33 protein-coding genes and 1 tRNA gene are annotated in these 24,954 nt (G+C 63.8%); 16 read left to right on the top strand and 18 right to left on the bottom strand.

The genetic code is table 11. The annotated features are described in order from the left end of the window. The first annotated feature begins 59 nt into the window (after positions 1-59). The 3 genes from HWX69_RS17680 to HWX69_RS17670 all read left to right on the top strand — a co-directional run bounded on the left by HWX69_RS17680 (position 60) and on the right by HWX69_RS17670 (position 2,895). Positions 60-608 (top strand): DUF1102 domain-containing protein, encoded by a 549-nt coding sequence (locus HWX69_RS17680; RefSeq protein WP_178915058.1) that lies wholly within the window; start codon positions 60-62, stop codon positions 606-608. 131 nt (positions 609-739) lie between these two features. After that, entirely contained in the window at positions 740-2,008 is a 1,269-nt protein-coding gene (locus tag HWX69_RS17675; protein WP_178915057.1) for a YhjD/YihY/BrkB family envelope integrity protein, read from the top strand. Further along, a complete protein-coding gene (locus HWX69_RS17670) occupies positions 2,005-2,895 on the top strand; it encodes a phosphatase PAP2 family protein (RefSeq protein WP_178915056.1) in 891 nt (296 codons plus the stop codon). The genes HWX69_RS17675 and HWX69_RS17670 overlap by 4 nt, the downstream gene beginning before the upstream one ends. A gap of 20 nt (positions 2,896-2,915) precedes the next feature. Here the strand turns inward: HWX69_RS17670 and lrp are convergent, their stop codons facing one another. Continuing rightward, complete coding sequence (gene lrp, locus HWX69_RS17665; RefSeq protein ID WP_178915055.1) at positions 2,916-3,371, bottom strand: HTH-type transcriptional regulator Lrp; 456 nt, start codon at positions 3,369-3,371, stop codon at positions 2,916-2,918. A 125-nt stretch (positions 3,372-3,496) separates the two neighbouring features. Here lrp and glnA point away from each other — a divergent pair, with 125 nt between their 5' ends. Next, the gene (gene glnA / locus HWX69_RS17660) at positions 3,497-4,870 is read left to right on the top strand and encodes a type I glutamate--ammonia ligase (protein WP_178915054.1); all 1,374 of its coding nucleotides are present in this window, start codon (positions 3,497-3,499) and stop codon (positions 4,868-4,870) included. A gap of 435 nt (positions 4,871-5,305) precedes the next feature. On the opposite strand, the gene hisH is transcribed toward glnA, so the two are convergent. Genes hisH through HWX69_RS17640 form a run of 4 tightly spaced genes read right to left on the bottom strand, consistent with a single transcriptional unit; the run spans position 5,306 to position 9,005 of the window. Next, positions 5,306-5,953 (bottom strand): imidazole glycerol phosphate synthase subunit HisH, encoded by a 648-nt coding sequence (hisH, locus tag HWX69_RS17655; RefSeq protein ID WP_178915053.1) that lies wholly within the window; start codon positions 5,951-5,953, stop codon positions 5,306-5,308. A gap of 47 nt (positions 5,954-6,000) precedes the next feature. After that, the gene (locus HWX69_RS17650; RefSeq protein WP_218644642.1) at positions 6,001-7,122 is read right to left on the bottom strand and encodes an ABC transporter permease subunit; all 1,122 of its coding nucleotides are present in this window, start codon (positions 7,120-7,122) and stop codon (positions 6,001-6,003) included. Beyond that, positions 7,119-7,937: a phosphonate ABC transporter ATP-binding protein gene (gene phnC, locus HWX69_RS17645; protein ID WP_178915052.1), complete on the bottom strand. Its 819-nt coding sequence runs from the start codon at positions 7,935-7,937 to the stop codon at positions 7,119-7,121. Before phnC ends, HWX69_RS17650 begins: the two co-directional genes overlap by 4 nt. Positions 7,938-7,958: 21 nt before the next feature. Further along, positions 7,959-9,005, bottom strand: a complete 1,047-nt coding sequence (locus tag HWX69_RS17640; RefSeq protein WP_178915051.1) for a PhnD/SsuA/transferrin family substrate-binding protein — start codon at positions 9,003-9,005, stop codon at positions 7,959-7,961. 206 nt (positions 9,006-9,211) lie between these two features. Here HWX69_RS17640 and HWX69_RS18330 point away from each other — a divergent pair, with 206 nt between their 5' ends. Next, positions 9,212-9,337 (top strand): hypothetical protein, encoded by a 126-nt coding sequence (locus HWX69_RS18330; RefSeq protein WP_281361526.1) that lies wholly within the window; start codon positions 9,212-9,214, stop codon positions 9,335-9,337. Next, positions 9,338-10,567 (top strand): RNA-guided endonuclease InsQ/TnpB family protein, encoded by a 1,230-nt coding sequence (locus HWX69_RS17635; RefSeq protein ID WP_178915050.1) that lies wholly within the window; start codon positions 9,338-9,340, stop codon positions 10,565-10,567. It begins immediately after the preceding gene. Between the two features lie 87 nt (positions 10,568-10,654). On the opposite strand, the gene HWX69_RS17630 is transcribed toward HWX69_RS17635, so the two are convergent. From HWX69_RS17630 to HWX69_RS17620, 3 genes are read right to left on the bottom strand one after another with little or no spacing between them, the layout of a single operon-like run. Beyond that, positions 10,655-11,239, bottom strand: a complete 585-nt coding sequence (locus HWX69_RS17630; protein ID WP_178915049.1) for a uracil-DNA glycosylase — start codon at positions 11,237-11,239, stop codon at positions 10,655-10,657. Between the two features lie 24 nt (positions 11,240-11,263). After that, positions 11,264-11,851, bottom strand: coding sequence for an endonuclease dU (locus tag HWX69_RS17625; protein WP_178915048.1), 588 nt, complete (start codon positions 11,849-11,851; stop codon positions 11,264-11,266). Position 11,852: 1 nt separating this feature from the next. Continuing rightward, positions 11,853-12,026: a DUF5786 family protein gene (locus HWX69_RS17620; RefSeq protein ID WP_178916569.1), complete on the bottom strand. Its 174-nt coding sequence runs from the start codon at positions 12,024-12,026 to the stop codon at positions 11,853-11,855. A gap of 100 nt (positions 12,027-12,126) precedes the next feature. Here HWX69_RS17620 and HWX69_RS17615 point away from each other — a divergent pair, with 100 nt between their 5' ends. Continuing rightward, on the top strand, positions 12,127-12,738 hold the full coding sequence (locus tag HWX69_RS17615; protein WP_178915047.1) for an MBL fold metallo-hydrolase: 612 nt from the start codon (positions 12,127-12,129) through the stop codon (positions 12,736-12,738). 54 nt (positions 12,739-12,792) lie between these two features. On the opposite strand, the gene HWX69_RS17610 is transcribed toward HWX69_RS17615, so the two are convergent. Next, entirely contained in the window at positions 12,793-12,942 is a 150-nt protein-coding gene (locus HWX69_RS17610; protein ID WP_178915046.1) for a 50S ribosomal protein L40e, read from the bottom strand. Between the two features lie 105 nt (positions 12,943-13,047). Here HWX69_RS17610 and HWX69_RS17605 point away from each other — a divergent pair, with 105 nt between their 5' ends. Beyond that, a complete protein-coding gene (locus HWX69_RS17605) occupies positions 13,048-14,085 on the top strand; it encodes an enolase-like domain-containing protein (RefSeq protein ID WP_178915045.1) in 1,038 nt (345 codons plus the stop codon). 1 nt (position 14,086) lies between these two features. Here HWX69_RS17605 and HWX69_RS17600 read toward each other — a convergent pair whose 3' ends face one another. Then, a complete protein-coding gene (locus tag HWX69_RS17600; RefSeq protein WP_178915044.1) occupies positions 14,087-14,590 on the bottom strand; it encodes a DUF367 family protein in 504 nt (167 codons plus the stop codon). A gap of 39 nt (positions 14,591-14,629) precedes the next feature. Next, positions 14,630-15,853, bottom strand: coding sequence for a site-2 protease family protein (locus tag HWX69_RS17595; RefSeq protein WP_178915043.1), 1,224 nt, complete (start codon positions 15,851-15,853; stop codon positions 14,630-14,632). Positions 15,854-15,928: 75 nt separating this feature from the next. Here HWX69_RS17595 and HWX69_RS17590 point away from each other — a divergent pair, with 75 nt between their 5' ends. Further along, positions 15,929-16,315, top strand: a complete 387-nt coding sequence (locus HWX69_RS17590; protein ID WP_178915042.1) for a cupin domain-containing protein — start codon at positions 15,929-15,931, stop codon at positions 16,313-16,315. 33 nt (positions 16,316-16,348) lie between these two features. Here HWX69_RS17590 and HWX69_RS17585 read toward each other — a convergent pair whose 3' ends face one another. After that, positions 16,349-16,645 (bottom strand): GYD domain-containing protein, encoded by a 297-nt coding sequence (locus HWX69_RS17585; protein ID WP_178915041.1) that lies wholly within the window; start codon positions 16,643-16,645, stop codon positions 16,349-16,351. Between the two features lie 159 nt (positions 16,646-16,804). On the opposite strand from HWX69_RS17585, the gene HWX69_RS17580 reads away from it, so the two are divergent. Continuing rightward, positions 16,805-18,832: a DEAD/DEAH box helicase gene (locus tag HWX69_RS17580; protein ID WP_178915040.1), complete on the top strand. Its 2,028-nt coding sequence runs from the start codon at positions 16,805-16,807 to the stop codon at positions 18,830-18,832. Here HWX69_RS17580 and HWX69_RS17575 read toward each other — a convergent pair whose 3' ends face one another. The 3 genes from HWX69_RS17575 to HWX69_RS17565 form a co-directional block, all read right to left on the bottom strand. After that, positions 18,833-19,066, bottom strand: a complete 234-nt coding sequence (locus HWX69_RS17575) for a DUF7123 family protein (RefSeq protein ID WP_178915039.1) — start codon at positions 19,064-19,066, stop codon at positions 18,833-18,835. It lies immediately after the preceding gene. After that, entirely contained in the window at positions 19,063-19,299 is a 237-nt protein-coding gene (locus tag HWX69_RS17570) for a hypothetical protein (RefSeq protein ID WP_178915038.1), read from the bottom strand. Before HWX69_RS17570 ends, HWX69_RS17575 begins: the two co-directional genes overlap by 4 nt. Before the next feature lie 91 nt (positions 19,300-19,390). After that, complete coding sequence (locus HWX69_RS17565) at positions 19,391-19,666, bottom strand: pro-sigmaK processing inhibitor BofA family protein (protein ID WP_178915037.1); 276 nt, start codon at positions 19,664-19,666, stop codon at positions 19,391-19,393. A gap of 85 nt (positions 19,667-19,751) precedes the next feature. Here HWX69_RS17565 and HWX69_RS17560 point away from each other — a divergent pair. Next, a tRNA-Pro gene (locus tag HWX69_RS17560) sits at positions 19,752-19,824 on the top strand. A 29-nt stretch (positions 19,825-19,853) separates the two neighbouring features. Here HWX69_RS17560 and HWX69_RS17555 read toward each other — a convergent pair. Together HWX69_RS17555 and HWX69_RS17550 are read right to left on the bottom strand one after the other, a co-directional pair. Continuing rightward, positions 19,854-20,420 carry a class I SAM-dependent methyltransferase gene (locus HWX69_RS17555; RefSeq protein ID WP_178915036.1) on the bottom strand — a complete coding sequence of 189 codons (567 nt, stop codon included), beginning with the start codon at positions 20,418-20,420 and terminating at the stop codon, positions 19,854-19,856. Then, on the bottom strand, positions 20,420-20,860 hold the full coding sequence (locus tag HWX69_RS17550) for a DUF302 domain-containing protein (RefSeq protein WP_178915035.1): 441 nt from the start codon (positions 20,858-20,860) through the stop codon (positions 20,420-20,422). The genes HWX69_RS17555 and HWX69_RS17550 overlap by 1 nt, the downstream gene beginning before the upstream one ends. 145 nt (positions 20,861-21,005) lie before the next feature. On the opposite strand from HWX69_RS17550, the gene HWX69_RS17545 reads away from it, so the two are divergent. The 5 genes from HWX69_RS17545 to HWX69_RS17525 all read left to right on the top strand — a co-directional run bounded on the left by HWX69_RS17545 (position 21,006) and on the right by HWX69_RS17525 (position 24,296). Beyond that, positions 21,006-21,743 carry a DsbA family protein gene (locus HWX69_RS17545; protein ID WP_178915034.1) on the top strand — a complete coding sequence of 246 codons (738 nt, stop codon included), beginning with the start codon at positions 21,006-21,008 and terminating at the stop codon, positions 21,741-21,743. Next, a complete protein-coding gene (locus tag HWX69_RS17540) occupies positions 21,740-22,276 on the top strand; it encodes a hypothetical protein (RefSeq protein WP_178918312.1) in 537 nt (178 codons plus the stop codon). Before HWX69_RS17545 ends, HWX69_RS17540 begins: the two co-directional genes overlap by 4 nt. A gap of 93 nt (positions 22,277-22,369) precedes the next feature. Then, entirely contained in the window at positions 22,370-22,765 is a 396-nt protein-coding gene (locus HWX69_RS17535; protein ID WP_178918380.1) for a helix-turn-helix domain-containing protein, read from the top strand. A gap of 151 nt (positions 22,766-22,916) precedes the next feature. Beyond that, complete coding sequence (trxA, locus tag HWX69_RS17530) at positions 22,917-23,276, top strand: thioredoxin (RefSeq protein ID WP_178918311.1); 360 nt, start codon at positions 22,917-22,919, stop codon at positions 23,274-23,276. Next, positions 23,277-24,296, top strand: coding sequence for an NAD(P)/FAD-dependent oxidoreductase (locus HWX69_RS17525; protein ID WP_178918310.1), 1,020 nt, complete (start codon positions 23,277-23,279; stop codon positions 24,294-24,296). Positions 24,297-24,393: 97 nt separating this feature from the next. On the opposite strand, the gene HWX69_RS17520 is transcribed toward HWX69_RS17525, so the two are convergent. Beyond that, positions 24,394-24,858: a hypothetical protein gene (locus HWX69_RS17520; RefSeq protein ID WP_178918309.1), complete on the bottom strand. Its 465-nt coding sequence runs from the start codon at positions 24,856-24,858 to the stop codon at positions 24,394-24,396. Between the last annotated feature and the right edge of the window lie 96 nt (positions 24,859-24,954).

The raw sequence follows: 24,954 nt of genomic DNA, 5'->3' as shown, positions 1-24,954 counted from the left end.
TGCAACGACGCAAATTCATGGTCGGACTTGGATCGATCGCCGCTGGTGGTGCGGCAGTAATGAGTACCGGTGCCGTTTCGCAGTTCAATTCGGGCGACCGTCATATCGGCGTGGAAACGGTCGGTGACGCCGAAGCGTACATCGCTCTGCAGCGCCCCGACAATGGTCTCAGTGATGGTGGGGACACTCGGAACGGGAATTTCGTCGAATACAATAGCGACAAACTCACGCTGGACTTCACCAGCGACAACCCGACGAGTGCCCGGAGTGGTGACCCAGAGGAAGGGAACTCACTCGGCGGTACGGGTGTGAATCCCGATTCGACGTACTATTTCGACGGCACGTTCGAAATCCGCAATCTCTCGAACAACAGCGGGAGCGGCGTCGGTGAAATCGATGTGTGGATAAACGAGAACATCGACGGAATCACCTTCTATACGGGCAGCTCGCCCGGCAATCGGACGCCGTTTAACGCGAACAACCGCGAATCGCTGAGTCCGGGACAGGCCGTCGCGGTCGGCGTCAAAATCGTCCAAGAGGACCTGAGTAGCGACGACGTCGACGAGACCTTCGAGGTCGTTGCCGAGGAACAGGGTAACGGACTGTAACGACCCAGAAACCCCATTTCTGCTGGTTGAGCCGTTGCGGCTCCGTGAACAGCCGTTTTCAGAGGGAATCCCCCGTCGTCGACGAATAGTTTCCCACCGATTATATGTAGCACTCGCCCATAGCCGGGTTCGTGAAGGGGTATCTCGCTCGGGTCACGACGGTGACCCGAGGCGTCGTCAACGGCGCCCAATCGGACCGAATCACGTTCATCGCCGGGAGCCTCGCCTATTACGCGTTCATTTCGCTTCTGCCCCTGCTGTTGCTCGCGTTGGTCGCGGCGTCGACGTTCGGTGACGCCGGGACCGTCGAGGCGCTCGTCGCTCGGGCCACCGAAACACTCGGCGACCAGGCAGGTGTCGTCGTCCGCGATGCGCTGACCGGTGCGGCCGGACGGGGCGGGGCGACCCTCCTCGGCGTCGCGGTGTTGCTGTGGTCCGGGCTGAAACTGTTTCGGGGTCTCGACATCGCCTTCTCGGAGGTGTACGGCCACCCCGGTCCGGAGTCGATTATCGACCAATTCCGCAACGCCACCGTCACGCTCGGGGCGGTCGGCGTCGCCGTCGCGGCGACGGTCGCCGTCGGCGCGCTCATCGCATTCTCCGGCGTCAGTGGCGTTCTCGAAGGGTTCGGTGGCGCCGCCGCCGTCGCGGCGCTCGGCACGCTCACCCTCGTCGCCGGACTCACCGCCGCCTTCCTGCCGCTGTATTACCTCCTGCCGGGGACCGACGTTTCCGTCCGGGAGGCGCTTCCGGGCGCCGTCTTCGCCGCCGTCGGCTGGACGCTCCTCCAGACCGGCTTTCGGGTCTACGCCGAAATCGCGGGCAGTTACGAGGCCTACGGCGTGTTGGGTGGCGTCCTGTTGCTCCTCACGTTCCTCTATTTCGGGGGGCTCGTGTTGCTTCTCGGCGTCGTTCTCAACGCCGTGTTGGCCGGCCGCGCCAACGAGGAGACGGGACTCGCCGAACCGGACGAACCGACGCCGGAACCGACCGCTGTACTCGAAGGAATCATGACACGGGACCGACTCGACGACGAGGTATCGGACGCTGAACTCCGCGAGGAACTCGAACGGCTCTACGACGAACTCGACCGCTTCGAGGAGCGCGTCGACGACCGGACCGTCCACCGCGAGGAAATCGAGAGCGACCTCAAGCGGTACGTCCGCAAGCAGGTCCGCCGCGGGAAGGCCCGCGGGTGGGGCCCGTACCTCGTGTTGCTGTACGGGACGGCGATGACGCTCGGAGCCTTCGTCGCGCTGTCTGGTGGATGGGCTATCCTCGCCATGCTCATCATCTGGCTGTCGACGCTCGGACTGTACGTCCTGATGCTTCTGGTCGGCACGACGGCGACCGTCGCGGGGCTGCCGGGCCGACTGAAGGACCGACTGGGCGACCGATGACTCGCGGGCTCGGCGAACTCGCCGCAGTCGCGGAGTTGCCGTCGTGGCTCGTCGCGCTCGCGGCGCTGGTCACGCAGTTCGGCGACGTGTGGTTCGTCTTCTGTCTGCTCGGTCTGTTGTACTGGTTCGGCAACGCGCTTCCGGGGCCGCTGTCGCTTTCCCGACGGCACGCGATGTTCGCCGTCGCGCTCGCACTCGTCGCCCGTGCCGTGACGACGACGTTCAAGGAGCTGTTCGCGTTGCCGCGACCCCCCGGTGCCGACGAGGCGGTCGGCGTCGAACTCGTTCCGGCCGTCGTGGAACCGCTGTACGTCTCGGCGGCGACCGCCGACGGCTTCGGGTTCCCGAGCGGCCACGCCACCGCAGCCATCCTCGTCTATGGAGGGTTGGCGCTGCTTGTCGACTCACGCCGCGGCTACGTCGCCGCCGGCGCGCTCGTCGCCGCGATTCCGGTGTCGCGGGTGGTGTTGGGCGTCCATTACCTCGTCGACATCGCGGCGGGGCTCGCCTTCGGCGGCGCGTTCCTCGCGGGCGTCTATCTCGTGTGTGGCCGCGGCGACAACCCCGGGCGGGCGCTGATGGTCGCCGTCGGCGTCTCGCTTCTCGGTGCGGGGGTCGTCTACAACTTCGATACGATGGCGGCCCTCGGCGGCGCCCTCGGCGCGCGAATCGCGTGGGGGAGCCTCGGCGACGCGGTGGTCCACGAGACGACGACCCAACTCGGTGGTGCGGTCGCCGTCGCCGTCGGACTGCTGTTCGGCGCGGCGTTCGGGGCGATGTACGTCGTAGAGCCCATGCCGGCAGTCGGCTTCCTCGGGATGGCCGTCGTGTTGGCTGGCGTCATCGCGGCGCCGCTGGTCGGCGAAGCGGTCGCTCGGCGGGTTTGAGAACCGAGAAAGGAATCGACCTACTCGAAGTCGAGGTCGAACTGCTCGTTTTCGGTGACGGTGTTGAGCACGACCGAGGTGTTGGACTCCTTGATATCGGGGTCGATGAGGAGTTCCTTGATCTGCTCGTTCATGTGGTCGGTGTCGGTGAACTTCCCGATGGCGATGATGTCGTGGTCGCCGGTGACCTCGTACACCGACACCATGTGTTTGTGGTCCGCGAGCCGGTCGGTGATCTCGGGGAGGGCACTCCCCTCGACTTTCATCTGGATGACCGCGGTCACGTCGTAGCCCAACTCGCCGTAGTCGACGATGGGGGCGTACCCCTGGATTATCCCCTCGTCTTCGAGGTCGGAGATGTGATTCGAGACGGTCGTCACCGAGACGTCGAGGTCCTCACCGAGGGAGCGAAGCGAGGCGCGGCCGTCGTCCAAGAGTGCGTTCACCAACTTGCGGTCGAGATTTTCGTACGTCATTACATCCCAGTACCGACTGGACACTTTAGAAGTTTACGATTATACAGTTCTATGAGCAATGAGGTGAGGTTTGCGCAGAGCAGCAAGGTTTTAGTATAGGCACTCATCCGCACAGACGACGAGAAATGACGAACGACAACGTAGCAACCGACGGTGGTCTCACCCCGGAAGCACAGAGCGTCCTCGACGAAATCGAAGAGAAGAACGTCGACTTCCTTCGCCTGCAGTTCACCGACATCCTCGGCACGGTGAAGAACGTCTCCGTTCCCGCCGAACAGGCCGAGAAGGCATTCACGGAAGGTATCTACTTCGACGGCTCCTCTATCGAAGGGTTCGTCCGCATCCAGGAATCGGACATGCGGCTCATCCCCGACGCGAGCACGTTCGCCGTGCTGCCGTGGCGGAACACCGACGAACACGCCTCCGCCCGGATGATTTGTGACGTGTACAACACCTCGACGGGCGAACCCTTCGAGGGTGACCCGCGGTACATCCTGAAGCAGGCCCTGCAGCGCGCCCACGACATGGGCTACAAGGTCAACGCCGCGCCCGAACCGGAGTTCTTCCTGTTCGAGGAGGACGAAGACGGCCGCGCGACGACGAAGACGAACGACGCCGGTGGCTACTTCGACCTCGCGCCGAAGGACCTCGCCTCCGACGTTCGCCGCGACATCATATACGGGCTGGAGGACATGGGCTTCGATATCGAAGCCAGCCACCACGAGGTCGCACAGGGTCAACACGAAATCAACTTCGAGTACGACGACGCCCTGACGACGGCCGACAATGTCGGCACCTTCCGGACGGTCGTCCGCGCCATCGCGGCCCAACACGACCTCCATGCGACGTTCATGCCGAAACCCATCGCCCGAATCAACGGCTCGGGGATGCACACCCACATCTCGCTGTTCACCGAGGACGGCGAGAACGCCTTCCACGACGGCGACGACGAGTTCGACCTCAGCGAGGAGGCCAAGCAGTTCACCGCGGGCATCCTCGAACACGCCCCGGCGATTACCGCCATCACCAACCCGACGGTGAACAGCTACAAGCGTCTGGTCCCCGGCTACGAGGCCCCTGTCTACGTCGCGTGGTCCGACCGCAACCGCTCGGCGCTCATCCGTAAGCCGGCCGCCCGCGTGCCGGCCGCCTCCCGCATCGAGGCTCGCTTCCCCGACCCGTCGTGTAACCCGTATCTCGCCTTCGCCGCGCTCATCCACGCCGGTCTCGACGGCATCGAGGAGGGCCTCGACTGCCCCGACCCGGTCCGGGAGAACATCTACGACTTCGACGAGGACAAACGCGAGGAGTACGGCATCGAGACGCTCCCGACGAACCTCGGCGAGGCCGTCGAGGCGCTCAAGGAAGACGAAGCGATTTACAACGCGCTCGGCGACCACGTCGGTCCGAAGTTCGTCGAAGCCAAAGAGGCCGAGTTCAAGGAGTACCTCGTCGAAGTCTCCGAGTGGGAACTCGACCAGTACCTCGAGACCTTCTAAACGAACGTTTTCGGCCTCCGGTCGCGCTCCGCGCGCCTGCGGCACTCTCTTTCGGCTCTGTTGAAATCCTCAGCGAGAGACGCATCTGGAGTAGAGATGTCGTTGCGCTCAGACCGAGTTTCTCGAACACCCGACACGCATCCGGTTGGTACCGGAGGGGTTTTGTAGCGGTAGCAGAGAGAAGAACACAGACGGCACGGTCAGACAGCCACCTTTCAATTCACGTGGTTTCCACGTGTAGTTGCCGCTGGCTGACCTACCCCGTCACTCTACTACCGAGGAGCGACCGCTACTCCATACCTAGAAGTACCGAACCGAGAGCGTCAGGTTCGCAGTCCTACGTAACGACCCTTTCACTGCGAATAGGGGCTAACAAACAGATTTCAACAGCGCCGTTCTTTCCTCCGTTCAGTACTGCCGGTTTGGCGGGTTTCGTTACCGTTCGATACAGTAGTCGACGAAGTTCCGGAGGATGCGGAGGCCTGTCTCGCCGGACTTCTCGGGGTGGAACTGCGTTCCGAAGACGTTGCCGGCCTCGTTTGCGACGATGGCCGGGAAGTCGATATCGTAGTCGGTCGTCGCGACGACGGCGTCGTCGCTGTCGGGGGATGCGTAGTAGGAGTGGACGAAGTAGGCGTAGTCGCCGTCGACGCCCTCCGCGATGGGATGCTCGCGCTGGACGGACAGTTCGTTCCAGCCCATGTGCGGGACCTTCTGGCCCTCGTCGAAGCGGACGTTGCGGCCCGGAATCAAATCGAGGCCCTCCACGTCGCCCTGTCCGACGTGTTCGGCCTCCTCGCTGGAGGTCAGCAGCATCTGCATCCCGAGACAGATGCCGAACAGCGGTTTGCCGTCGGCGGCGGCCTCGACGAGTGGCTCACGGAACGGGCCGGCGTTGTCCATGCCCTCGCTGAACGCGCCGACGCCCGGCAGGACGATGCCGTCGGCGGTATCGAAGTCGGCTGGGTCGTCGGTCAGCGTCACCTCGGCGCCAGCGCGTTCGAGCCCCCGGGTCGCACTCCGGAGGTTCCCGAGCCCGTAGTCGACGAGGACGACCTCGGCGCTCCGTTGGGTGGTGCTCATACTCGTCCGTGGGCGGGCGGGGGCAAAGTGGGTTTCCATCCCCGCGGTTACCGCAGCAGCGAGTCGGCGAACCGACGGGGGAACCCGAATATCAGTTCCTTCAGGCTCATCACTTCGGTGTCAGAACGCAGGCGCGCGCGGATGCGCTGGCTGAACAACTCGACGGAGATGATGAGCAGGAAGATACACAGCAGCGTCGCCATGGTGTTGGTGAACTGGAAGAGGCCGATTTGGGTCTCGACGACCTGTCCCAGTCCGCCGCCACCGTAGACGCCCAGCGACACCGCGATGCGGACGTTGATTTCGAAGATGTACAGGGTCCACGCGATGTAGGGGGTCGTCACCTGGCTCAGCATGCCGAAGGTGACCGTCTGGATGCGGTTGGCGCCGGTGGTCTCCATCGCCTCGATGGGTCCTTCCTCGATTTCCTCGAGTTCGTCGGTGAACAGTCGGCCGAGGTTCCCGACGGTGTCGGTACCGATGGCGAGGACTGCCGATACCGGGTTGAGACCCGCAAGCGGAATGAAGATGAGAATCCACACGAGCGCGGGAATGGCGCGGATGGCCGACATCGTCCCGCGGAAGACGAAGTTCAGCGGGAACGGAAGCACGCGCTCGGAGCCGAGAACGCCGAACAGCAGCGCCAGCGGGAAGCCGATAATCGTCCCGGCAAAGCCCATCGCGAGCGTGATGCCTGCGACGCCGAACACCGAGAAGACGCCGAGTTCCCCACCGAAGAAGAACCCGACGGGGTCGGAAAGCATCATCGCCGCGTCCTCGCCGCTGAACAGCAGGTTGCGCTCGACGATGAACGCCCAGTACTGGCCGATGTCGAGATACGGAATCGAGAACGAAATCGGGCCGGAGTACGATAGCGTCCAACCGACGTACGGAACCGTCACCGAGAATCCAATCCATTCGGTGAGGGGGATGACGATGCCGAAGTAGGCGAGTGGGAAGAAGTCCCGAAGCGATTCGAGGAAGAACCCGGTCGTGTACTCGGTGGTCAGGATGCCGGCGGCGCTGAGCGCCTGGACGAACAGGAACCCGATGAACGCGATGAGCAGGAGTCCACCGATAGCGCGGGTCTTTCGGGCCGCACGAATGCGGTCGAGTTGCTCTGTGAACCGGTTTTCACCGTGTTCCTCGACGGTCGATTCCTCGCTCATGCCTCGGTCGACCCCTCATCTGTAGTCGGTTCGTCGACTGTACTGTCCGGCGAACCGCCGCCAGTTTCGGTCTCGGTCTCGGCAAGCATCCCTTCGGTGTCGATGTCGCCGTAAATCTCGTCGACGATGTCCATGGTCATCTCCTCGCGGTAGCCGTCGAACACCTTCTGTCCGTCCCGGAGGCCGATGAACCGCTGACCGAACTTCCGTGCGAGGTTCACCTGGTGGAGGCTGATGACGGCCGTGAGGCCGCGTTCCTCGGCGGCAGTCCGGAGATAGCCCATCACCTGCTGGGCGCTGCCGGGGTCGAGACTCGCGACGGGTTCGTCGGCCAGAAGCACCGACGGCTCCTGTACCAACGCGCGGGCGATGCCGACGCGCTGCTGTTGGCCGCCGCTCATCCGCCGAGCCTTCTGTTGGGACTCGTTCAAGAGACCGACGGTGTCGAGTGCGCGCAGCGCCCGCAGTTTCTCCTCGCGGTCCTGTAGTTGGAACAGACTCGTCAAAAAGCGGTTCCGACCCAGCGAACCGGTCAGGGCGTTGGAGTAGGCGGTCATCTGGCCGATGATGTTGTGTTGCTGGAAAATCATCGCCACGTCGCGTCGGAGGCTGGTGACCTCCTCGTCGCCGACGACGATTTCCCCTCCGGTCGGGTCCGTCAGGCCGTTCAGACACCGCAACAGCGTCGACTTTCCCGACCCCGAGACGCCCAACACGACGACGAACTCGCCTTCGGGAATCTCGAAGGAAACGTCGTCTAAGGCGACGGTGTCGCCGTACTCCTTCGTGAGGCTATCGACCGTGATTCGTGTCATTGAACGTGTGATTCGACGACGTTACGAGATGTCCTCGAACTCGAGGCCGAGTTCGTCGAGTACGTCGGCAATCGGCTCGAAGTCCTCGCTCGTGCCGGGTTCGACGCCGGTGAACCACAGCGGTTCGCCGTCGTAGTCCTCGCCGTGGGAGAGGTCCTCCTCGGTCGCATCGAGGATGGCCTGCTCGATGTCTTCTCGAACCGGGTCGTCCCAGTTCGACCGCGACATCAGCGGCGCCCGCGGCAGCGGGTCGGAGACGGCCAGCAGTTTCAGTTCGGCCTCGTCGGTCGCCGACCCGGCGCTTTCGTACTCCGCGGAGATGTCGACGAAGTCCTGCGACATCTCGTCGAACTGCTCTTGGGGCACGTGCGGTGCCGTCGAGAACGCACCCGTCGTCGCCGCCGCAATCGAAGGGTTGTTGATGAGTTGATCACGCGCCGTCGAGTGGTCGGAGTACCGGGCGGTGAAATCCTCGGCGTCGCCGTCCGGGGCCGTCCCCACGTCCAGTCCGGCGTTTTTCAGCAACACCATCGGGACGAGCGTGCCGCTGACCGACAGCGTCGCGCCCATGGCGACTTCCTGACCTTCGAGTTCGGCGAGTTCGTCGACGCCGTTATCGTCGGGCGTCGTCGTGATGAGCGAGAAGTACTGGGCGGCGCCGAAGGCGACGCGGATGCCGATGACGTCCGCCACGTCCTCGCCGGCGACCGCCGCCGACGGCGAGGTGTCGGCGATTTCGCCGCCGTCGCGGCGAATCTCCTGCAGCGTCGCCGCGTAACTCGCGGTTTCGACCGGGTCGATGGTCACGTCGACCTCGGATTCGAGGTACTCGAACATCGGCTGGTACTGCTCGGAGATGTCCACGTCAGCCTCCGCCGGGTTCAGAATGAACCGGACCTCGGTGGGGCCATCGCTTTCGCCTCGCGTTCCGCCGTTACCGTTGCCGTTTCCATTGCCGTTGCCGTTTCCGCCGCCGTTGCCGCCGATACAGCCAGCCAGTCCGAAAATACCCGCTGCACCGGTCGTTTTGAGCACTGAACGTCGATTGATGGCGGACCCCTTCGACATACCAATCAACTGTGACGACTCTCGTTTAACTGTATTCAGGCGCTAAGTCCCCTTCCTCAAGGAGCAACGCAGAGAGCGAAGCGACCGAGTAGCGCAGTAGGGAGGGGATACAGCGCCGTCATCATCTTTCATACGCCTGTTTGTTGCTGGCCCACAGGCCCACGTCAACCACAAACTACTTTTATGCAAATTACGTAAGTTATGGTGTGACGACCCGAAAGACCATCTCCATCCGAGACGACCAAGAGGAGTGGATTCAGGATAACCACCTGAATCTTTCCTCGTTCGTTCAAGAGAAACTGGACGAACTTATCGAAGAACGAGAGTCATAGATGCACTACAACTACAAGTATCGACTCGACCCACCAGAATCCCTCACTGAGACGCTTCTGCATCACGTCGATACTTGTAGGCAACTCTACAACCACGTCCTCTACAAACTCAACGAGGCAGACGAGATTCCCACTCGTTACGAGGTACAGGACACGCTCACTGACCTCAAAGAGTGGTGGGACACCCTCGGAGACGTTCACTCGAAAGTGTTGCAGATGGTCGTCAAGCGCGTCTACGACAATCTCTCCACGCTCAAAGCACAGAAGGAGAACGGACGCGCCGTAGGGATGCTCAAGTGGAAACCGCCTCGGGAGTATCGGTCGCTCACCTACAACCAGTCCGGCTTCGAACTCAAGAATACGAGTGGTCGGCCTACGTTGTGGTTGAGCAAGATCGGCGATATTCCGATCCACCTCCACCGAGACATTCCCGAGAACGCGACCATCAAACAGGTCACGGTCAAGCAAGAACCCACGGGCGAGTGGTATGCCACGTTCGGCATCGACGTGGACGAGGATACACCAGAGAAACCGGAGAATCCCGAGAAGGTCGTCGGAATCGACGTGGGGATTCTCAAGTACGCACACGACACCGACGGGTACGCCATCAAAAGCCCCGACTTCAGCGAGGAGCGCGAACGGCTCGAACGCGCCCAACGCGACCTCTCGCTGAAGGAACACGGGTCTGCGAATTGGGAGAAACAACGGCAGGTCGTGGCCGAGCGTCACGCCAACCTCAAGCGAAAGCGCCGAGACTTCCTTCACAAGCTCTCGAACTACTACGCGAGAGGATACGACCTCGTAGCGGTTGAGGACTTGGACGCGAAGGGATTGGTCGAACTGCCGGGCAACTCTCGTAACCGGGCGGGAGCGGCGTGGGGAACGTTCCTACGAATGCTCCAATACAAGTGCAAGCGCGAAGGGACACACTTCATCGCGGTTGACCCGAAAGAGACGACGAAGGAATGCGCGGCCTGTGGTGTCAAGACAGACAAGCCGCTGTGGGTGCGCGAACACTCCTGTCCCTCGTGTGGGTTCGAGGCGGACAGGGACGCGAACGCGGCGTGGAATCTTCTTTCTCGCGGTCTCGAAGATGTAGGAGTGGTTCACTCCGAATCAACGCCTGTGGAGACTGCGCTCCCTGTGGATACACCCGTATCTGCAAAGCGCGTCGTGGAAACAGGAAGCCCCACACTCAAGGAGCGAACCGCGTCAGCGGTGAGCGAGTAGGGTGGGGTAGTTCACTCCTTTCTAATAGTTACCGTCTCCAGTAGGTGTTTATGGGTTTGTCAATTTCTGCCTCAGTAAACCGGGTATTTAAAAATCTCCGAGCCGGGATTGGCCGTCGCTCCCCTCGTCGTCGACGAGGGCGAGTGCTTCGTCGAGGGCGTCGTCGAACGTCTCCCGTTGGCTGGGGTCGTACAGCGTCGCCGCGGGGTGAACACAGACGAGCAGCCGTCGCGTCGACCCGGCGATGCGGGCGTCGTGGAGCGTGCCGGCCTCCTTCGTCACCGCGACCGACCGCTCCAGCAGATGCTCGGAGGGTACTTTCCCGAGCGTCACGACGACTGCAGGGTCGACGATATCGATTTCTCCTTCGAGGTACTCCCGGCAGTTCTCTCGTTCCTCGACGGTCGGGTCGCGGTTCTCCGGCGGCCGACAGCGGACGCAGTTCGTGATACGAACGTCTCGACGTGCCAGCCCACGGTCCCGGAGCGCCTCGGTCAGCACGTCGCCGGAGCGGCCGACGAACGGTTCGCCCTCGGCGTCCTCCTGTGCCCCCGGTGCCTCGCCGACGAACAGCAACTCGGCGTCCGTCGCCCCGACGCCGTTGACGATGCGGCTCCGGGAGGCACACAACTCCTCACACCGGGTGCAGTCGTGTACGTCGATATCGTCCATGGCGGTCGGTCGCTCTCGGGCGAGTTAATCCCGCCGGAACCCGCCGCCGGCCCCACCGCGGATGGCGTCGACGCGCCGCGCCGCCCGTTTCGCCACGCGGAGCGGTTCGGGTCGGCGTTCGTGAGTGTAGGCCGCGACGATTTCGTCGGCATCGTCGGTATCGAGGCCGACGCTCCGGACGAAGAGGTCCCGGCCATCGACCGTAACACGCCGCCGCTCCGGCAGCGCCCGATAGCTGTCGAGGCGGCGTTCGCGCTCGGGGCCCTCGAAGGCGTCCTCGATGGCCTCGGAGAGCCCCTCGCTGTCCTCGAAGGAGACGGCGACGACGGGTCGGTCGGCCGCCTCGTGAATCGCATCGAGGTCGAGGGTGTTGTACCACGCGAGGGCGACGCCCGCGACGAACACGTACCGCACGTCCGGGCGGTCGAGACGCCGCCAGCAGTCGATAATGGCGGCGGTGGCGTCGCTGCCGCCGACGGTACACGACCCGAAAACGAAGTCGTCGACGACTCGGTTAGCACGGACCACCGCACCACCGAGTGTGCTACTCGCGCCGTCGTCGGTGCCGCGGTACGATTCCGCGATGCCGAGCGCGCGGCGGCCGGGTTTCACCTCACTGCCCTTTGATTTCCTCGAACGTCTCCAGGAGGTCCTCGCTGGAGGCGTCGTCGTACTCGAATTCGACCTCGCCGTCGTGAGTGGGCAGCGTCGACTGGCCGTCTTCCTCGATGTCGGTGTCGATTTGCTGGGACTCCTGTTCGGATTCGTCGTAGCTTCCGAACCCCATGGTCATCCGTGGGTATGTGTTTCATGATTGTAAATGATGCGCCGCTCGGGGTCGCTTTCGGTGCCGCCAGCATCAATACGCCACAGCGTGTGGCGTCGGTATGGACGTAACCAACGTAACCGCGGACGCGGAGACGTTCACCTGCAACGCGTATCTCGTCGAGGGGGACCGAACGGTACTCGTCGACGCGGGTGCGATGGACGGGGTCGTCGACGTCATTCGAGAACACACCGACGGCCTCGACGCCGTCGTGTTGACCCACCAGCACGGCGACCACGTCGCCCAACTCGATGCCGTGCTAGACGCCTTCGACGCGCCGTTGTACGCCTACGCCGACCACCCGCGCCGGGCCAGCGACCTCGACGACGGCGAGCAGGTGTTCATCGGCGACGAGGCCTTCGACGTGGTGTACACGCCGGGACACGCCGACGACCACGTCTCTTTCGTCTCGGAGACGACGCTGTTCAGCGGCGACGTGGTCGTCCACGACGACGGCGCCTTCGACTACGGCAGTTTCGGCCGCACCGACATGGCCGGCCAATCGAGAGAACGGCTCATCGAGAGCATCGAGACGTTACTCGACCGGATGGGCGATGGCGTCGAGCACATGTACGCGGGCCACGGCGAGGTGTTCCACGGCGACGTTCGGGACGTGGTGGAGACGGCACTCGGCCGAGCGGAGAAGCGGGAACCGAAGTACCCCGAAGAGTAGCGACGACGAGCCGACGGCTGTCGGACGCGATTGACGAGAGAAACGAGTGCCGGTTTAGGCCGCGCGGCGTTCCTTCGCCTTGGGGCGGAGGTTCTTGTAACCGCACTTCCGACATCGTTTCGCTCGCTTGGAGTTTCGGGCGTTACAGCGCATGCAAATCATCTTCTCGAGGGTGCGCTTTTCCGCCTCTTCGAAGCTAGCCATACCAGTTCCGAGGCGGTCGCTGCCGTTTAACCTTTCCCTTCGTCGGTGCCATCGATTCGACCCTCCTCCTCGTGGGTTTAGGTGGCTCCCAATCGAAGCCGGGGTATGTACGACCGACTCGCGGACCTGCCGCTCGTCGTCGACGGCTACGAACTCGACGCTGCCCAGCGCGACGTTTCGAGTGGATTCACACGCGTTTCCACGACGATTTCGCTGTCCGGCGACGGAGAGACCGGCCGCGGCGAGGACGTGGGCTACGACGCCGACGACCAGCGACTGTTTCAGGATACCTACGAAGACGGCGGCCTCGACCTTTCGGGGGAGTACACGCTCGATTCCTTTTCGGCGCACCTCGATTCACTCTCGCTGTTCCCCGAACCGCCGACCAACGAGGCGGATGCCCACTACCGGCGGTGGGGCTTCGAGAGCGCGGCGCTGGATTTGGCGCTGCGGCAGGCCGACACCGACCTCGGAAGCGTCTTGAACCGGCGTTACGACCCGGTCCGGTTCGTCGTCAGCACGCGCCTGGAGTCGCCCGAACGCCTCGACGACATCCGGGCGGTCGCTCCCGACGCCGAGTTCAAACTCGACCCCACCGATGAGTGGGACGAAGCGTTCTGTGCCGCAGTCGCCGAACGCGGCGGCGTCCGGACGCTGGATTTGAAGGGCCACTACGAGGGAACGACCGTCGATGGCTCCGTCGACCCCGACCTCTATCGCCGCATCGTCGAAACGTTTCCCGAAGCGGTCATCGAGGACCCCGCAGTGACCGAGGAAACGCGACCAATCCTCGAATCTGTCAGCGACCGACTGTCGTGGGACGCGCCGATAACGAGCGTCGACGACATCGAGGCGCTGCCGTTCGAACCGAACTGGCTCAACATCAAGCCCTCACGGTTCGGCACCGTCGAATCACTGCTTGCCGCCATCGACTACTGCGAGACAAACGGAATCTCGATGTACGGCGGCGGGCAGTTCGAACTCGGCGTCGGTCGGGGACACATCCAACTGCTCGCCTCGCTGTTCTACCCCGAGACGCCGAACGACGTGGCGCCGGGAGCGTACAACGCGACTGACCTCGAGGAGAACCTGCCAACGAGTCCGCTCGACCCGCCCGCGGACCCCGTCGGATTCAGGTGGTGACTCACTCCTCGCCGCGGTCGAGGTACTCCGATTGGACGGCGACGACTTCGGCCGAATCCGCACAGTCGGCGTAGCGCCGGAGGGGTTCGTCGTTCAACTCCAGGAACGTGTGGCCCCACCGGAACTTCCCGAGCAGTTCCTCGGCGTGGTCGCGCTCGCCGAGGATACACAGCGCCGCGGCGAACGCCTCGACGGTGTTCAACTGAAACGGCGTCCCGTAGTTGACCGGGTTGGCGGCGACGAGAAAGGGAAGCGCCCGATGTGGCCCGTCGAGTTTGAACGCCTCGGCTTCGGCGGTTTCCCACGAACAGTCGAGGGCGACGAGGGCATCGCTTTCGTCGGCATCGGCCGGCGACAGCGCCTGCTCGGCGTGGGGGTCGAGTACGATACCGGGCGGGGTCGCCCGCGCCGAGCGATGGAGGGAAACGAGGTCGAAGCGCGCGAGCTTTCGAGCCGAGCACTTCTCGGGGTCGTCGTCGCCCTCGTATCTGACGTGGAGGTCCACACCGACTCCAGCGGGTCGGCGAAGAAAAGTCGCTCGGCGTCAGGCTCGCTCGCGGTCCAGTGCCTCGGCGCCACGAGCGTCGCCGCCGACGGAGCGGCGACTCGGCGACCCACCCGACTTCACGATGTCGAGGGCGGTCATCACGTCGGTCCGGGAGAGCAGGCCGACGAGACGACCGGACTCCTCGGCGGTTTCACCCTCGATGACGAGCAGGCGGCCGACGCCGTTCTGCTGCATCGTCTCGAAGGCGGTCATCACCGGCACGTCCGGTTCGACGGCGTGGATGTCGTGGCTCATGATGTCTTCGACGCGGTAGGCGTCGCGTTCGACTGCGTCGACTTCGCGGGCGTCGTCGAGGGTGACGACGCCGGCGACGCGGTCACCCTCCATGACCGGGTAGCCGGTGTGGCGGTCTCGGAACATCCGTTCGACCAACTCGGCGACGGTCGTCTTCGGGGTGACCACGTCGAGTCGGTCCCGGGGGGTCATCACGTCGCTGACGGTGACGCCATCGAAGGCGGCGTTCATCACCGTCCGCGTCGATTCCGAGGCGGCGGCGATGTAGATGAAGAACGCCAGCACGATGAGAAACGGATTGAAGTTGATGAGCAGGCCGAACAGTCCCAGGAGGATGGCGAACAGTTGGCCGACGCGGGCGGCCTGCTGGGTCGCCTGTGCGTGTGGTCGGTTCCGGGCCAACAGTGCCCGGAGGATGCGGCCGCCGTCCATCGGAAAGCCCGGGAGCATGTTGAACACCGCCAGCACGATGTTCATGATGGCGAGATACGCGAGCGTGAACTGGGTGGCTTCCAGCAGGAAGCCGCCGTCGGGGACCGTCCGGAAGGCGAAGTAGGCGGCGACGCCGGCCAGCACCGAAACGATGGGGCCGGCGATGGCGATGTTGAACTCCTGTTTCCAGTCCTCGGGAATCTCCTGCATCTGTGCGATGCCGCCGAGCAGCCACAGCGTAATCGAGTCGATGTGGACGCCGTAGCGACGCGCCACCAGCGAGTGGCCGAACTCGTGGAGGACGACACAGAAGAACAGCCCCAGCGCCGCGGCCAGCCCGATACCGAAGCGGGTCCCGGTCGATGCCGCGAGCACGCTGGCGTCGAAGGCGACGGTGAACTGCGCGTTGAGGAGTTCGATGAGACTCTCCAACTGGATGCCGATGAGGTAGGCGAACACCGGCAGAATCAGCAGGAACGTCAGGTCCAATTTGATGGGTATCCCGAAGGCGCTGCCGACGCGAAAGTTCTTCATGGGTGTTTGTGGGTCCGCGACCCTATTAAAAGACTGACCGATGGGTTCGTACTCCCCTGGTTCGTAGCCCCGAACATGTCCGAACCGGAGTCAACAGCAGACCGACCGCTCGTCCGCCGTGCGGACGACATCGAGTACGAACCCGTCTCGGCCGCCGAGGGCCTCTCGAAGGGCGTCCTCGTCGGCCCCGAACACGGCGCGCCGAACCTCGCGTTGCGACGGTTCGTCCTCGAAGCGGGCGCCGAGGTGCCGAAACATACCAACGACATCGAACACGAACAGTACGTCCTCGAAGGCGAGTACGTCGTGGGGCTCGGAGACGTGGAGTATACCGTCTCCGCCGGCGACTCGCTACACATCCCCGCCGGGACGGTCCACTGGTACCGCAACGAAAGCGACGACCCGGGAGCGTTCATCTGTGCGGTGCCGAACGGCGACGACGCAATCGAACTCTTGGAGTAAGCGCGTCGACGCACCGAGACGGTGAGGCTCTCCTCACGCCAGTTTCTCGACGACCTCCTCGTCCCACTCGGCTTCGGTGAACGCCGGCAGCGTCTCGACGCTCGTGTTGCCCTCGCCGCGGAAGGTGATGGCGGCGCGTGCGGCCGCACCGTCGTCCGGGTACTCGGCGATTGCGACCACGTCGTACCGGCCGAACGTGTAGTAGAACGCCAGTAGCTCCCCGCCGTGGTCGGCGACCAGCTCGCGGGCGGCCTGCCGTCTGTCCGGACTCCGCTCCATCGTTTCGAGGTTCTCTTTGCCGAGTTCCATCAGGTGGACGTAGGTTGGCATCTGTTTTTCCCTCCTTGCCCGCCCTCCCGACCGACCGGGAGCACAGTATGCTAGGATATCGCACGATTGTTATTATAACATTGGTCGCCGATTCGCCGATTGGCATCCGTTTGCATCCGTCCCGGACGACTGAAATACCCCGATACACTACACTCTCTCGTGTCACAGCAGGTCGCCGAGGTCGACACGCTGTTCCTCCACGAGGCGCGTGACGATTTCACCGTCGTAATCCGCCGCGATGGCGAGCGACTGCTACAGGGCCGTCTCGACCTCAAGGAGACGAGCGCCGGCCCCCGTCCCGGCCGCTTCCGCGTGAAGGACGGCGACGACGAGATACCGCGCCGCCCCGAGCAGTTCGTCGAGATGGCCCGCCGCGCCGGCCGCATCCGCATCTCCCAGCAGACCTCTCGGGAGGGCCGCCGGGACATCGAGTCCATGCTGGAGGGGTATCAACTCGACGCGAAGCAGGTCCGGACCTGCCGTATCTGTGCGGGCAAGGGCCGGTACTCGCCGTTGACCTCCGAGACGGCTATCAAATACGATAACGAACACATCTGTCTCGACTGTGCGAAACGCGAACTCGAACGGGAGGCGAACTACCGTGGCCTCCGCTCGGGCGCCCGGGACCGCCTCGAGGACCTCCTGTTGGAGGTCGGCGACCTCGAACGCGTCGCGAACCTGCTTTCGGGACAACTCGACCCCGAACTGACGAAGTTCGACGAAATCTCGGCGACGACCGACGACATCGACCTCGTTCCGACCAGCGACATCGACGTACACCCGGAGTTGAAATCTCGGCTCGAGGAGTTCGACACCCTGCTGCCCGTCCAGAGTCTCGCCGTCGACAACGACCTCCTGGAGGGACGCGACCAGCTCGTCGTGAGCGCGACGGCGACCGGCAAGACGCTAGTCGGCGAACTCGCCGGCATCGACCGCGCGCTGAAAGGGAAGGGGAAGATGCTGTTTCTCGTTCCCCTCGTGGCGCTGGCGAACCAGAAACACGAGGACTTCGAGGACGACTACGGCGATTTACTCGACGTGACGTTGCGGGTCGGCGCCTCCCGCATCCGGGATTCGGGCAACCGCTTCGACCCCGGGGCGGACGTCATCGTCGGCACCTACGAGGGCATCGACCACGCGTTGCGGACCGGCAAGGACCTCGGCGACATCGGCACCGTCGTCATCGACGAGGTCCACACGCTGGGCGAGGAGGAACGCGGCCACCGCCTCGACGGCCTCATCTCCCGACTCAAGCACTACTCGGAGAGCAACGACTGCAACACCCAGTACGTCTACCTCTCCGCGACGGTCGGCAATCCCGGCGACCTCGCCGGGAAACTCGACGCCCAACTCATCGAGTTCGAGGAACGACCGGTTCCCATCGAGCGCCACGTCACCTTCGCCGACGGCGGCGAGAAGTTGGACATCGAGAACAAACTCGTCCGGCGGGCCTTCGACTCGAAATCCTCGAAGGGGTATCGCGGACAGACGATTATCTTCACGAACTCCCGGCGGCGCTGTCACGAGATATCCCGGCAACTCGAGTACGATTCGGCGCCGTATCACGCCGGCCTCGATTACGGCCGCCGCAAGCAGGTCGAACGGCAGTTCGGCGAGCAGGACCTCGCGGCGGTCGTCACCACGGCGGCCCTCGCCGCCGGTGTCGACTTCCCGGCCTCACAGGTCATCTTCGACTCGCTGGCGATGGGCATCGAGTGGCTCTCCGTCCAGGAATTCGAGCAGATGCTGGGGCGTGCGGGCCGCCCGGACTACCACGACAAAGGGACCGTCTACACGCTCGTCGAACCCGACTGCTCGTATCACAGTTCCATGGAGATGACCGAAGACGAGGTGGCGTTCAAACTGCTGAAAGGGGAGATGGAGCCGGTCGTCACCCGCTACGACGAGGCCGCCGCAATCGAGGAGACGCTCGCCAACATCACCGTCGCCGGCAAGCGAGCGAAGGCGCTCAACGACCGCATGGTCGGGGAGGTGCCGACGAAACACGCCGTCGGCAAACTCATCGAATACGAGTTCATCGACGGCTTCCGGCCGACGCCGCTGGGTCGGGCGGTCACCGAACACTTCCTCGCGCCCGACGAGGCCTTCGCCATGCTCGATTCGATTCGGAAGGGCGCAGACCCCTACGAACTCGTCGCGGAAATCGAACTCCGCGACGAGCACTGATTACTCGGCGGGCGCGATGCGCCACGTCGTCGCGTTGGTGTAGGACCACTGCTCGATGTCGAGGGTCTCCGTCGAGTCCTGCAGTCGGCCGAGCAACACGCCGATTTGGGACGCCGAGAGGTCGAGGTCCTCGGCGAGGAACTTACTCTTGACGTATATCTCGCCGTCGGCCGCGCGGCGTTCGAGGTACTCGAGGAGGCGACTGGAGGGGTGGGTCTGTTGGCGCATCGTCATGGCTGTGAGCGGTGCTGGTGGCCGACGACTATCGAGACGGCGTTGAGCGCGACCAACGCGACCAGTTCGGTTTCGGAGACGACACCGGCGTCGTACAGCAGGACCGCGACCACGTACACCAGCGGGAAGACGGCGGCGGCCCAGAACGCCATCCCCTCGACGATAGTGAGGAGCGTTCCGGTGGCCGCCCGGAGGGGTTCGAACAGTCGGCGAGGCACCGTGGCGTGTCGCATACGAGAGCGAACGGACGGGGATATCAAAGGGGTACCCTAAGCTCAAACAGCCGTTTGTGCTACTCCATCACGTCCACTGCGGGTTGCTGACCTACACCACGAGCGGTGCCATCGTCCCGACGAAGGCGATGTCGAGATACGCCAACGCGATGACGAGTATCGCGCCGGGGACGCCGCCGACGGCACAGATGAGTACTGCCACCGCCGTTATCTCTATCGGCACCCCGAGGAAACTGGCTACGAACAGGATTATCACGCCGACGACGGCGTTGACGATGAACGGTTTGACGGCCTTGATGACTCGATAGGCGCCGAACAGCAGCGCCAACACGAGCACGAACAGGCCGATCTCGACTGGTGTCACCATATCGACGCGATTCTCCGTGCGAAGATATAGCCCTTGGGGCCCGGAACGAAACGTTTTCACGCTCGGGGGGCCTCGGTAGGAATGCGGGACCGTGGGGTAGCTTGGTATCCTTCAGCGTTTGGGACGCTGTAACCCCGATTCAAATTCGGGCGGTCCCACTTTCTGTCGAGGCGTTTCGGCCCAGTAGCTACTCCGACGGCGCCGTCGCCGTGAGCAGGAACGTTTCCGGTCGAACGGCCTCGTGCGTGACGGTGAACCCCGTCTCCCGGAGGGCATCGACCGCTTCCTCGGCGGTGAACCGCTCGTCGACCGGCGGTCCATAGCTCCCGTCGCCCGAGGCGGCCCAGTCGACGATGGCGAGAGTTCCCTCGCTTTTCAGCACGCGAGCGATTTCGGCGAGCGCCTCGTCGCTGGCGAATTCGTGGTACGTCATCGTCGAGAACGCCCCGTCGAGGCTCCCGGTGGCGAGCGGGAGGTCGCCCACGCCGCTCGTCACGAGTTCGACGTTGTCCGGGACGCCTTTCTCCCGGTAGTAGTCGTGCATCGCCTCCTGAACGTCGACTGCGTGCACGGTGTCCACGTGCGGGGCGACGTCGTCGGTGAAGAACCCCGTGCCGCTCCCGAAGTCGGCGACGTGGTCGTCGTCGCTCGGTGAGAGCGCCCAGAGCAACTCCTCGGCGGAGAGGAACCGATACCGCTTGCCCGCCTCTTCGAGTTTGTCGGCGCGGTCGGCGTCGAAGGTGTGGAACCCCATTATAGGTTCTCGAAGGCGTCGTCGACGAGTTCACCGGTCTCGGCCACGATGTCCGCCATCTCCTCGTCGTCGGGCGCCATGCCGACGAGCCGGCCGATGCGCATAATCGAGACGTGATAGACGTGCTGGGTGCCGGGACTTTCCTCCCAGATGACGACGTTGCAGGGCATCAGCGCGCCGAGTTTGTTGTCGGTCGCGTCGAGCGCCTTCTCGGCAACCGCCGGATTGCAGGCGCCGAGCACGTAGTAGGGGTCTCGGCCGGCGTCGACCTTCTCGTTGAGCATCTCCGAGGGCGAGAACTCGACTGGGATGCCGAACCCGGCGTTGGTGAACACCTCGCGGACGTGTTCGATGGCTTCCTCGTGGTCCATCTCCAGGGTCGCTTCGGCTTCACCGATGTCGTCGGGGCTGATCTGTGACGGATCGATTGGGAGCGTCATTCCTGTGGAGTATTGGGCTCTCGGGACAAACCCCTTTCGGGTTCTTCGGATGGATGGCGGCGGGAACGAACTCGCCCTTGTGAGTCGCTACCGAAGTCGGACAATCGAAACACCGATGACGCTTGATAGTGACAATTGCACGTGAATGGATAGCAAGAGCAAGATTACGCGCAGGCGGGCGATTGCCGCCGGCGGTGCGACGGTCCTGTTCGGCGGTGGAGTCGCGTACCTCGCATCCGGCTCTGAATCCGACGAACCCGAATACGTTCCGGAGACGTTCCACACCAGCGAGGAGACGACCGGATTCGGTGTCGAACTCGCCGGCCGACCGCTCGTGGGTGACCCTGAAGCGACGGTCGACGTGTACTACTGGACGGACTACCTGTGTCCGTTCTGCAAGAAGTTCGAAACCGAAACCCTCCCCAAGGTCGGCTCGGAGTACATCGACACCGGGGACGTGCGACTCGTCGTCTTGCCGTATCCGAACATCGGGGAGTACTCGATGCCGGCGGTCGTCTGGAGTCGCTGCGTGTGGCGGGCGGTCGAACGAACCGACCCCGAAGCCTTCTGGCGGTGGCACGAGGCAGCGTTCGACGCCCAATCGGAATCGGGACACGACTGGGCCGACGAGGCGACGTTCAGGAGCATCACCGAACGGACCGACGGCGTTTCCGTCTCGGCCGTCGACAGCTGTCGGGAGTCCCGCGGCGACGCCATCCGTGACGCCATCGAGACGAACGTCGGCGTCGCCCAATCGGTCGAAATCAGGGGGACACCCGGGTTCGTCCTCTACAATCGCGACGCCGACGCGGCGGGTAAACTCGTCGGTGCACACCCCTACGACACCTTCTCGAATGCGCTCGACCGGGTGTTGGACGCGTGAGTACCACGCGGGATGCGGCTCCGGCGTGGCTCCGAGGACTCCCCGACGCACTCGGCTATCCGCTCACGTCCGATGGCCGACTCGTGACTGCCGGCGTCGTGACCGTCCTCGCGTATTCGATTCTGGTGCTGAGTACGTTCCCCCAGTTCTCCATTCAGCTCCTGACGAGGAATCCGGCCGACCTCCTCTACGGGATTACCGCCCTCACCCGGGAAACGTATCTGAGCGTCGGGTGGCTCGGACTCCTCTTGGTCGTGACCTACGCGCTGTTGACGGGCATCGCGGCGACGCATGCGATTACCCTCTTCCGGCGGGCCCGCCGAACGAGCGCGTCGACGATGCTCGGCGTCGTTCCCGGGTTCCTCGCGGCCGGGTGTGCGAGTTGCGGTGCCGGCGTTCTCGGCGCCCTCGGCTTCGTCGGTGCGATGGCCGCACTGCCCTTCGAGGGGAACCTCCTCCGACTCGGCGGCATCCTGCTGTTGCTGTTTTTCCTCGGCCGAACGGGTAATCCACAGACGTGTTCGATTGCGTGAGTTGACGCCCTCACCGATTCTATACTTGTACAGAATTGCAAATTCTATACACAAGTATTTTGGTCCCGGAGCACGTAGTCGAACGTGATACCAATGGTCGACTCGATGGCTGAACAACTCCAGCAGGATATGGCGTGTGAGGGGCTCTTGGAGTGCTTTCACGGGCTCAAACGGCTCGACAGAGAGGTCTTCCAAACGCTCGTTCACACGGACGAACCGCTAACCGTCGACGCGATTGCGGAGTCGGTCGACCGCGAGCGCTCGACGGCGTACCGCGCCGTCCAGCGGCTGCTTCAGGCCGGATTCATCCAGAAAGAGCAGGTCAACTACGACCAGGGCGGCTACTACCACGTGTACAAGCCGGCCTCGAACGTCACCGACGACATGCAGCGGTTCCTCAACGACTGGTACGCGAAGATGGGCCAACTCATCGAGGAGTTCGAGAACAAATACGAACGAAATGACGCTGCCAACTCACTCGAAGGTTAGTCATCTCCGGGGTTTCGAACACGGGCTGTACAGCGTCGAGTCGGGTCTCTCTTCTGCCGTCGGTTACTCTCAGGTCGATGGGGTATTGCTATAACAGTATTGCAGAAAATTCCCATAACCCTTAATTACTACTGGTCCCTATCGAGAGGTGATGACAGTCGAAACCGCTTCCGACGCAGGAGCAACCACACCCGATGAACCACGTCCCATCGCCGGGCAGAGCGAACTGGACGAGTTCGTCGCGGACAACGACGTGGTCCTCGCGGACTTCTACGCCGATTGGTGTGGGCCCTGTCAGATGATTGCGCCCATCGTCGACCGACTGGCCGCCGAGACCGACGCCGCGGTCGCGAAAGTCGACGTGGACGCGAACCAGCAGTTGGCGGCCGCCTACGGCGTCCGCGGGGTCCCCACGCTCGTCCTCTTCGCCGACGGCGAGCAGGTCGAGGAAATCGTCGGCGTCCAGGGCGAAGACCAACTCCGCTCGCTGATACAGGGGTACACCGAGTAAATGAGCGAGGACATCCACGACGTGGTCGTCGCGGGCTCGGGCATCGCCGGCCTCTCGGCGGCCGTCTACGCGGCGCGTGCCGACCTCGACCCCCTCGTTCTCGAGGGCGACGAGCCCGGCGGCCAGCTGACGCTGACTACCGACGTCGAGAACTTCCTCGGGTTCCCCGAGGGTGTCGGCGGCATGGAACTGGTCCAGCAGGGCAAAGAGCAAGCCGAGCGGTTCGGCGCGACGTTCCAACACGGGAGCGTCGAGTCCGCGACCCTCGCCGGGCAGCCGAAAGAGCTCACCCTCTCGACGGGTGAGACGATTCGAACGCGTGCGTTCGTCGTCGCCACCGGCGCCAGCGCCCGCTGGGTCGGCGCCGAGAACGAAGCCGACCTGATGGGGTACGGGCTGTCGACGTGTGCGACCTGTGACGGCGCGTTCCACCGCGGGGACGACGTTCTCGTTATCGGTGGCGGCGACAGCGCGATGGAAGAGGCGCTGTTCCTCACGAAGTTCGCCGACTCCGTTACCATCGTCCACCGACGCGAGGAGCTCCGCGCCTCCGAAATCATGGCCGAACGCGCCCGCGAGCACGAGGACATCGAGTTCCGATGGAACACGGAGCTACAGGCCCTCCACGGCTCACAGGAAGAGGGCGTGACCGGTGCGACGCTCGTCTCTCACCCCGACGGGTATCCACGGGAGAAAGCCGAAGCGGGTATCGAGGTCGACACCGAAACGGTCGATGTCGGCGGCGTGTTCTACGGCGTCGGCCACACGCCGAACACGGACTTCTTGGAGGGGACGGGGGTCGAACGCGACGACAGCGGCTACATCGTCCCGCAGACCGACGCGGACGGTCGCCCGACTGCTCGGACGACCGTCGACGGCGTCTTCGCCGCCGGCGACGTTGCGGACCCGAACTACCGGCAGGCGATTACCTCGGCGGGGACCGGGAGCATGGCCGCGCTCGACGCCGAGGAATATCTGGAGACGCTCTCGGAACGGAAGCGCCAGCGCATCGAAGCGTAACGACGCTCTCGAAGACGCCTCAGCGCTATCGTTCGGCGTCGCTGCCGTGTTCACGAGCGACCGAGACGATACGTTGCCAGCGCTGCTAAAGATGGACTCAACCGAAGACCCCGAAGCCGAGGCCGCCGAGGAAGCCGACGATGACCGCGACGGGGTTGTCTTGGGTCTCGATGTCGATGGTGGCGACTTCCTCGCCGTCCTGCATGACGGCGATTGAGTCACCGAACCCACCGCTGTTTCGGTTTTCGAACTCGTTGTACCCCTCGTAGGTCAGCGAACCCGGGCCGAGGTACAACTCACCGTCTTTGTCGCAGTAACTGGCCTGCGATTCGCTCCCGATGCAGTCGACGCTCGCGTGGCCGCCGGTGACGACGCCGTCGACGACGAGCGTGCTGCCGTCGTCGGTTTCGAAGGTTATCTCGCCGGGAACGCCGTCGCCGCCGAGTTCGATGTCGGTGTCGCCGAGGGGGTCTTCGGTGGACTGTGCCGCCGCGGGCATCGTCGCGATTCCGACCCCGACCAGCAGCGTCAGGAGAGCCACGATTACAGTACGGGTGTCCATACCACGCATACAACAGCAAATTAATTTACAATTCTGCCGGCAGGTGCCTGTTTTTTATATCGTGCCGGAAATCGCTCATCCACTTTTACCCCGGTT

This window comes from Natronomonas gomsonensis, assembly GCF_013391635.1.
Classification (GTDB): domain Archaea; phylum Halobacteriota; class Halobacteria; order Halobacteriales; family Haloarculaceae; genus Natronomonas; species Natronomonas gomsonensis_A.
This window is presented reverse-complemented; position numbering and strand designations above follow the sequence as displayed.

What these genes read in the sequence shown, in the direction of transcription:
- HWX69_RS17590 (WP_178915042.1), top strand. Translation starts at nt 15,929, where the DNA reads ATGTCCGAACCGGAGTCAACAGCAGACCGACCGCTCGTCCGCCGTGCG.
- HWX69_RS17680 (WP_178915058.1), top strand. Translation starts at nt 60, where the DNA reads ATGAGTACCGGTGCCGTTTCGCAGTTCAATTCGGGCGACCGTCATATC.
- HWX69_RS17650 (WP_218644642.1), bottom strand. Translation starts at nt 7,122, where the DNA reads ATGAGCGAGGAATCGACCGTCGAGGAACACGGTGAAAACCGGTTCACA.
- HWX69_RS17550 (WP_178915035.1), bottom strand. Translation starts at nt 20,860, where the DNA reads ATGACGCTCCCAATCGATCCGTCACAGATCAGCCCCGACGACATCGGT.
- HWX69_RS17610 (WP_178915046.1), bottom strand. Translation starts at nt 12,942, where the DNA reads ATGGCTAGCTTCGAAGAGGCGGAAAAGCGCACCCTCGAGAAGATGATT.
- HWX69_RS17620 (WP_178916569.1), bottom strand. Translation starts at nt 12,026, where the DNA reads ATGGGGTTCGGAAGCTACGACGAATCCGAACAGGAGTCCCAGCAAATC.
- HWX69_RS17615 (WP_178915047.1), top strand. Translation starts at nt 12,127, where the DNA reads ATGGACGTAACCAACGTAACCGCGGACGCGGAGACGTTCACCTGCAAC.
- HWX69_RS17575 (WP_178915039.1), bottom strand. Translation starts at nt 19,066, where the DNA reads ATGACGATGCGCCAACAGACCCACCCCTCCAGTCGCCTCCTCGAGTAC.
- HWX69_RS17585 (WP_178915041.1), bottom strand. Translation starts at nt 16,645, where the DNA reads ATGCCAACCTACGTCCACCTGATGGAACTCGGCAAAGAGAACCTCGAA.
- HWX69_RS17555 (WP_178915036.1), bottom strand. Translation starts at nt 20,420, where the DNA reads ATGGGGTTCCACACCTTCGACGCCGACCGCGCCGACAAACTCGAAGAG.
- HWX69_RS17545 (WP_178915034.1), top strand. Translation starts at nt 21,006, where the DNA reads ATGGATAGCAAGAGCAAGATTACGCGCAGGCGGGCGATTGCCGCCGGC.
- HWX69_RS17565 (WP_178915037.1), bottom strand. Translation starts at nt 19,666, where the DNA reads ATGGTGACACCAGTCGAGATCGGCCTGTTCGTGCTCGTGTTGGCGCTG.
- HWX69_RS17635 (WP_178915050.1), top strand. Translation starts at nt 9,338, where the DNA reads ATGCACTACAACTACAAGTATCGACTCGACCCACCAGAATCCCTCACT.
- hisH (WP_178915053.1), bottom strand. Translation starts at nt 5,953, where the DNA reads ATGAGCACCACCCAACGGAGCGCCGAGGTCGTCCTCGTCGACTACGGG.
- trxA (WP_178918311.1), top strand. Translation starts at nt 22,917, where the DNA reads ATGACAGTCGAAACCGCTTCCGACGCAGGAGCAACCACACCCGATGAA.
- HWX69_RS17605 (WP_178915045.1), top strand. Translation starts at nt 13,048, where the DNA reads ATGTACGACCGACTCGCGGACCTGCCGCTCGTCGTCGACGGCTACGAA.
- HWX69_RS17535 (WP_178918380.1), top strand. Translation starts at nt 22,370, where the DNA reads ATGGTCGACTCGATGGCTGAACAACTCCAGCAGGATATGGCGTGTGAG.
- HWX69_RS17670 (WP_178915056.1), top strand. Translation starts at nt 2,005, where the DNA reads ATGACTCGCGGGCTCGGCGAACTCGCCGCAGTCGCGGAGTTGCCGTCG.
- glnA (WP_178915054.1), top strand. Translation starts at nt 3,497, where the DNA reads ATGACGAACGACAACGTAGCAACCGACGGTGGTCTCACCCCGGAAGCA.
- HWX69_RS17640 (WP_178915051.1), bottom strand. Translation starts at nt 9,005, where the DNA reads ATGTCGAAGGGGTCCGCCATCAATCGACGTTCAGTGCTCAAAACGACC.
- HWX69_RS17525 (WP_178918310.1), top strand. Translation starts at nt 23,277, where the DNA reads ATGAGCGAGGACATCCACGACGTGGTCGTCGCGGGCTCGGGCATCGCC.
- HWX69_RS17520 (WP_178918309.1), bottom strand. Translation starts at nt 24,858, where the DNA reads ATGGACACCCGTACTGTAATCGTGGCTCTCCTGACGCTGCTGGTCGGG.
- lrp (WP_178915055.1), bottom strand. Translation starts at nt 3,371, where the DNA reads ATGACGTACGAAAATCTCGACCGCAAGTTGGTGAACGCACTCTTGGAC.
- HWX69_RS17570 (WP_178915038.1), bottom strand. Translation starts at nt 19,299, where the DNA reads ATGCGACACGCCACGGTGCCTCGCCGACTGTTCGAACCCCTCCGGGCG.
- HWX69_RS17595 (WP_178915043.1), bottom strand. Translation starts at nt 15,853, where the DNA reads ATGAAGAACTTTCGCGTCGGCAGCGCCTTCGGGATACCCATCAAATTG.
- HWX69_RS17630 (WP_178915049.1), bottom strand. Translation starts at nt 11,239, where the DNA reads ATGGACGATATCGACGTACACGACTGCACCCGGTGTGAGGAGTTGTGT.
- phnC (WP_178915052.1), bottom strand. Translation starts at nt 7,937, where the DNA reads ATGACACGAATCACGGTCGATAGCCTCACGAAGGAGTACGGCGACACC.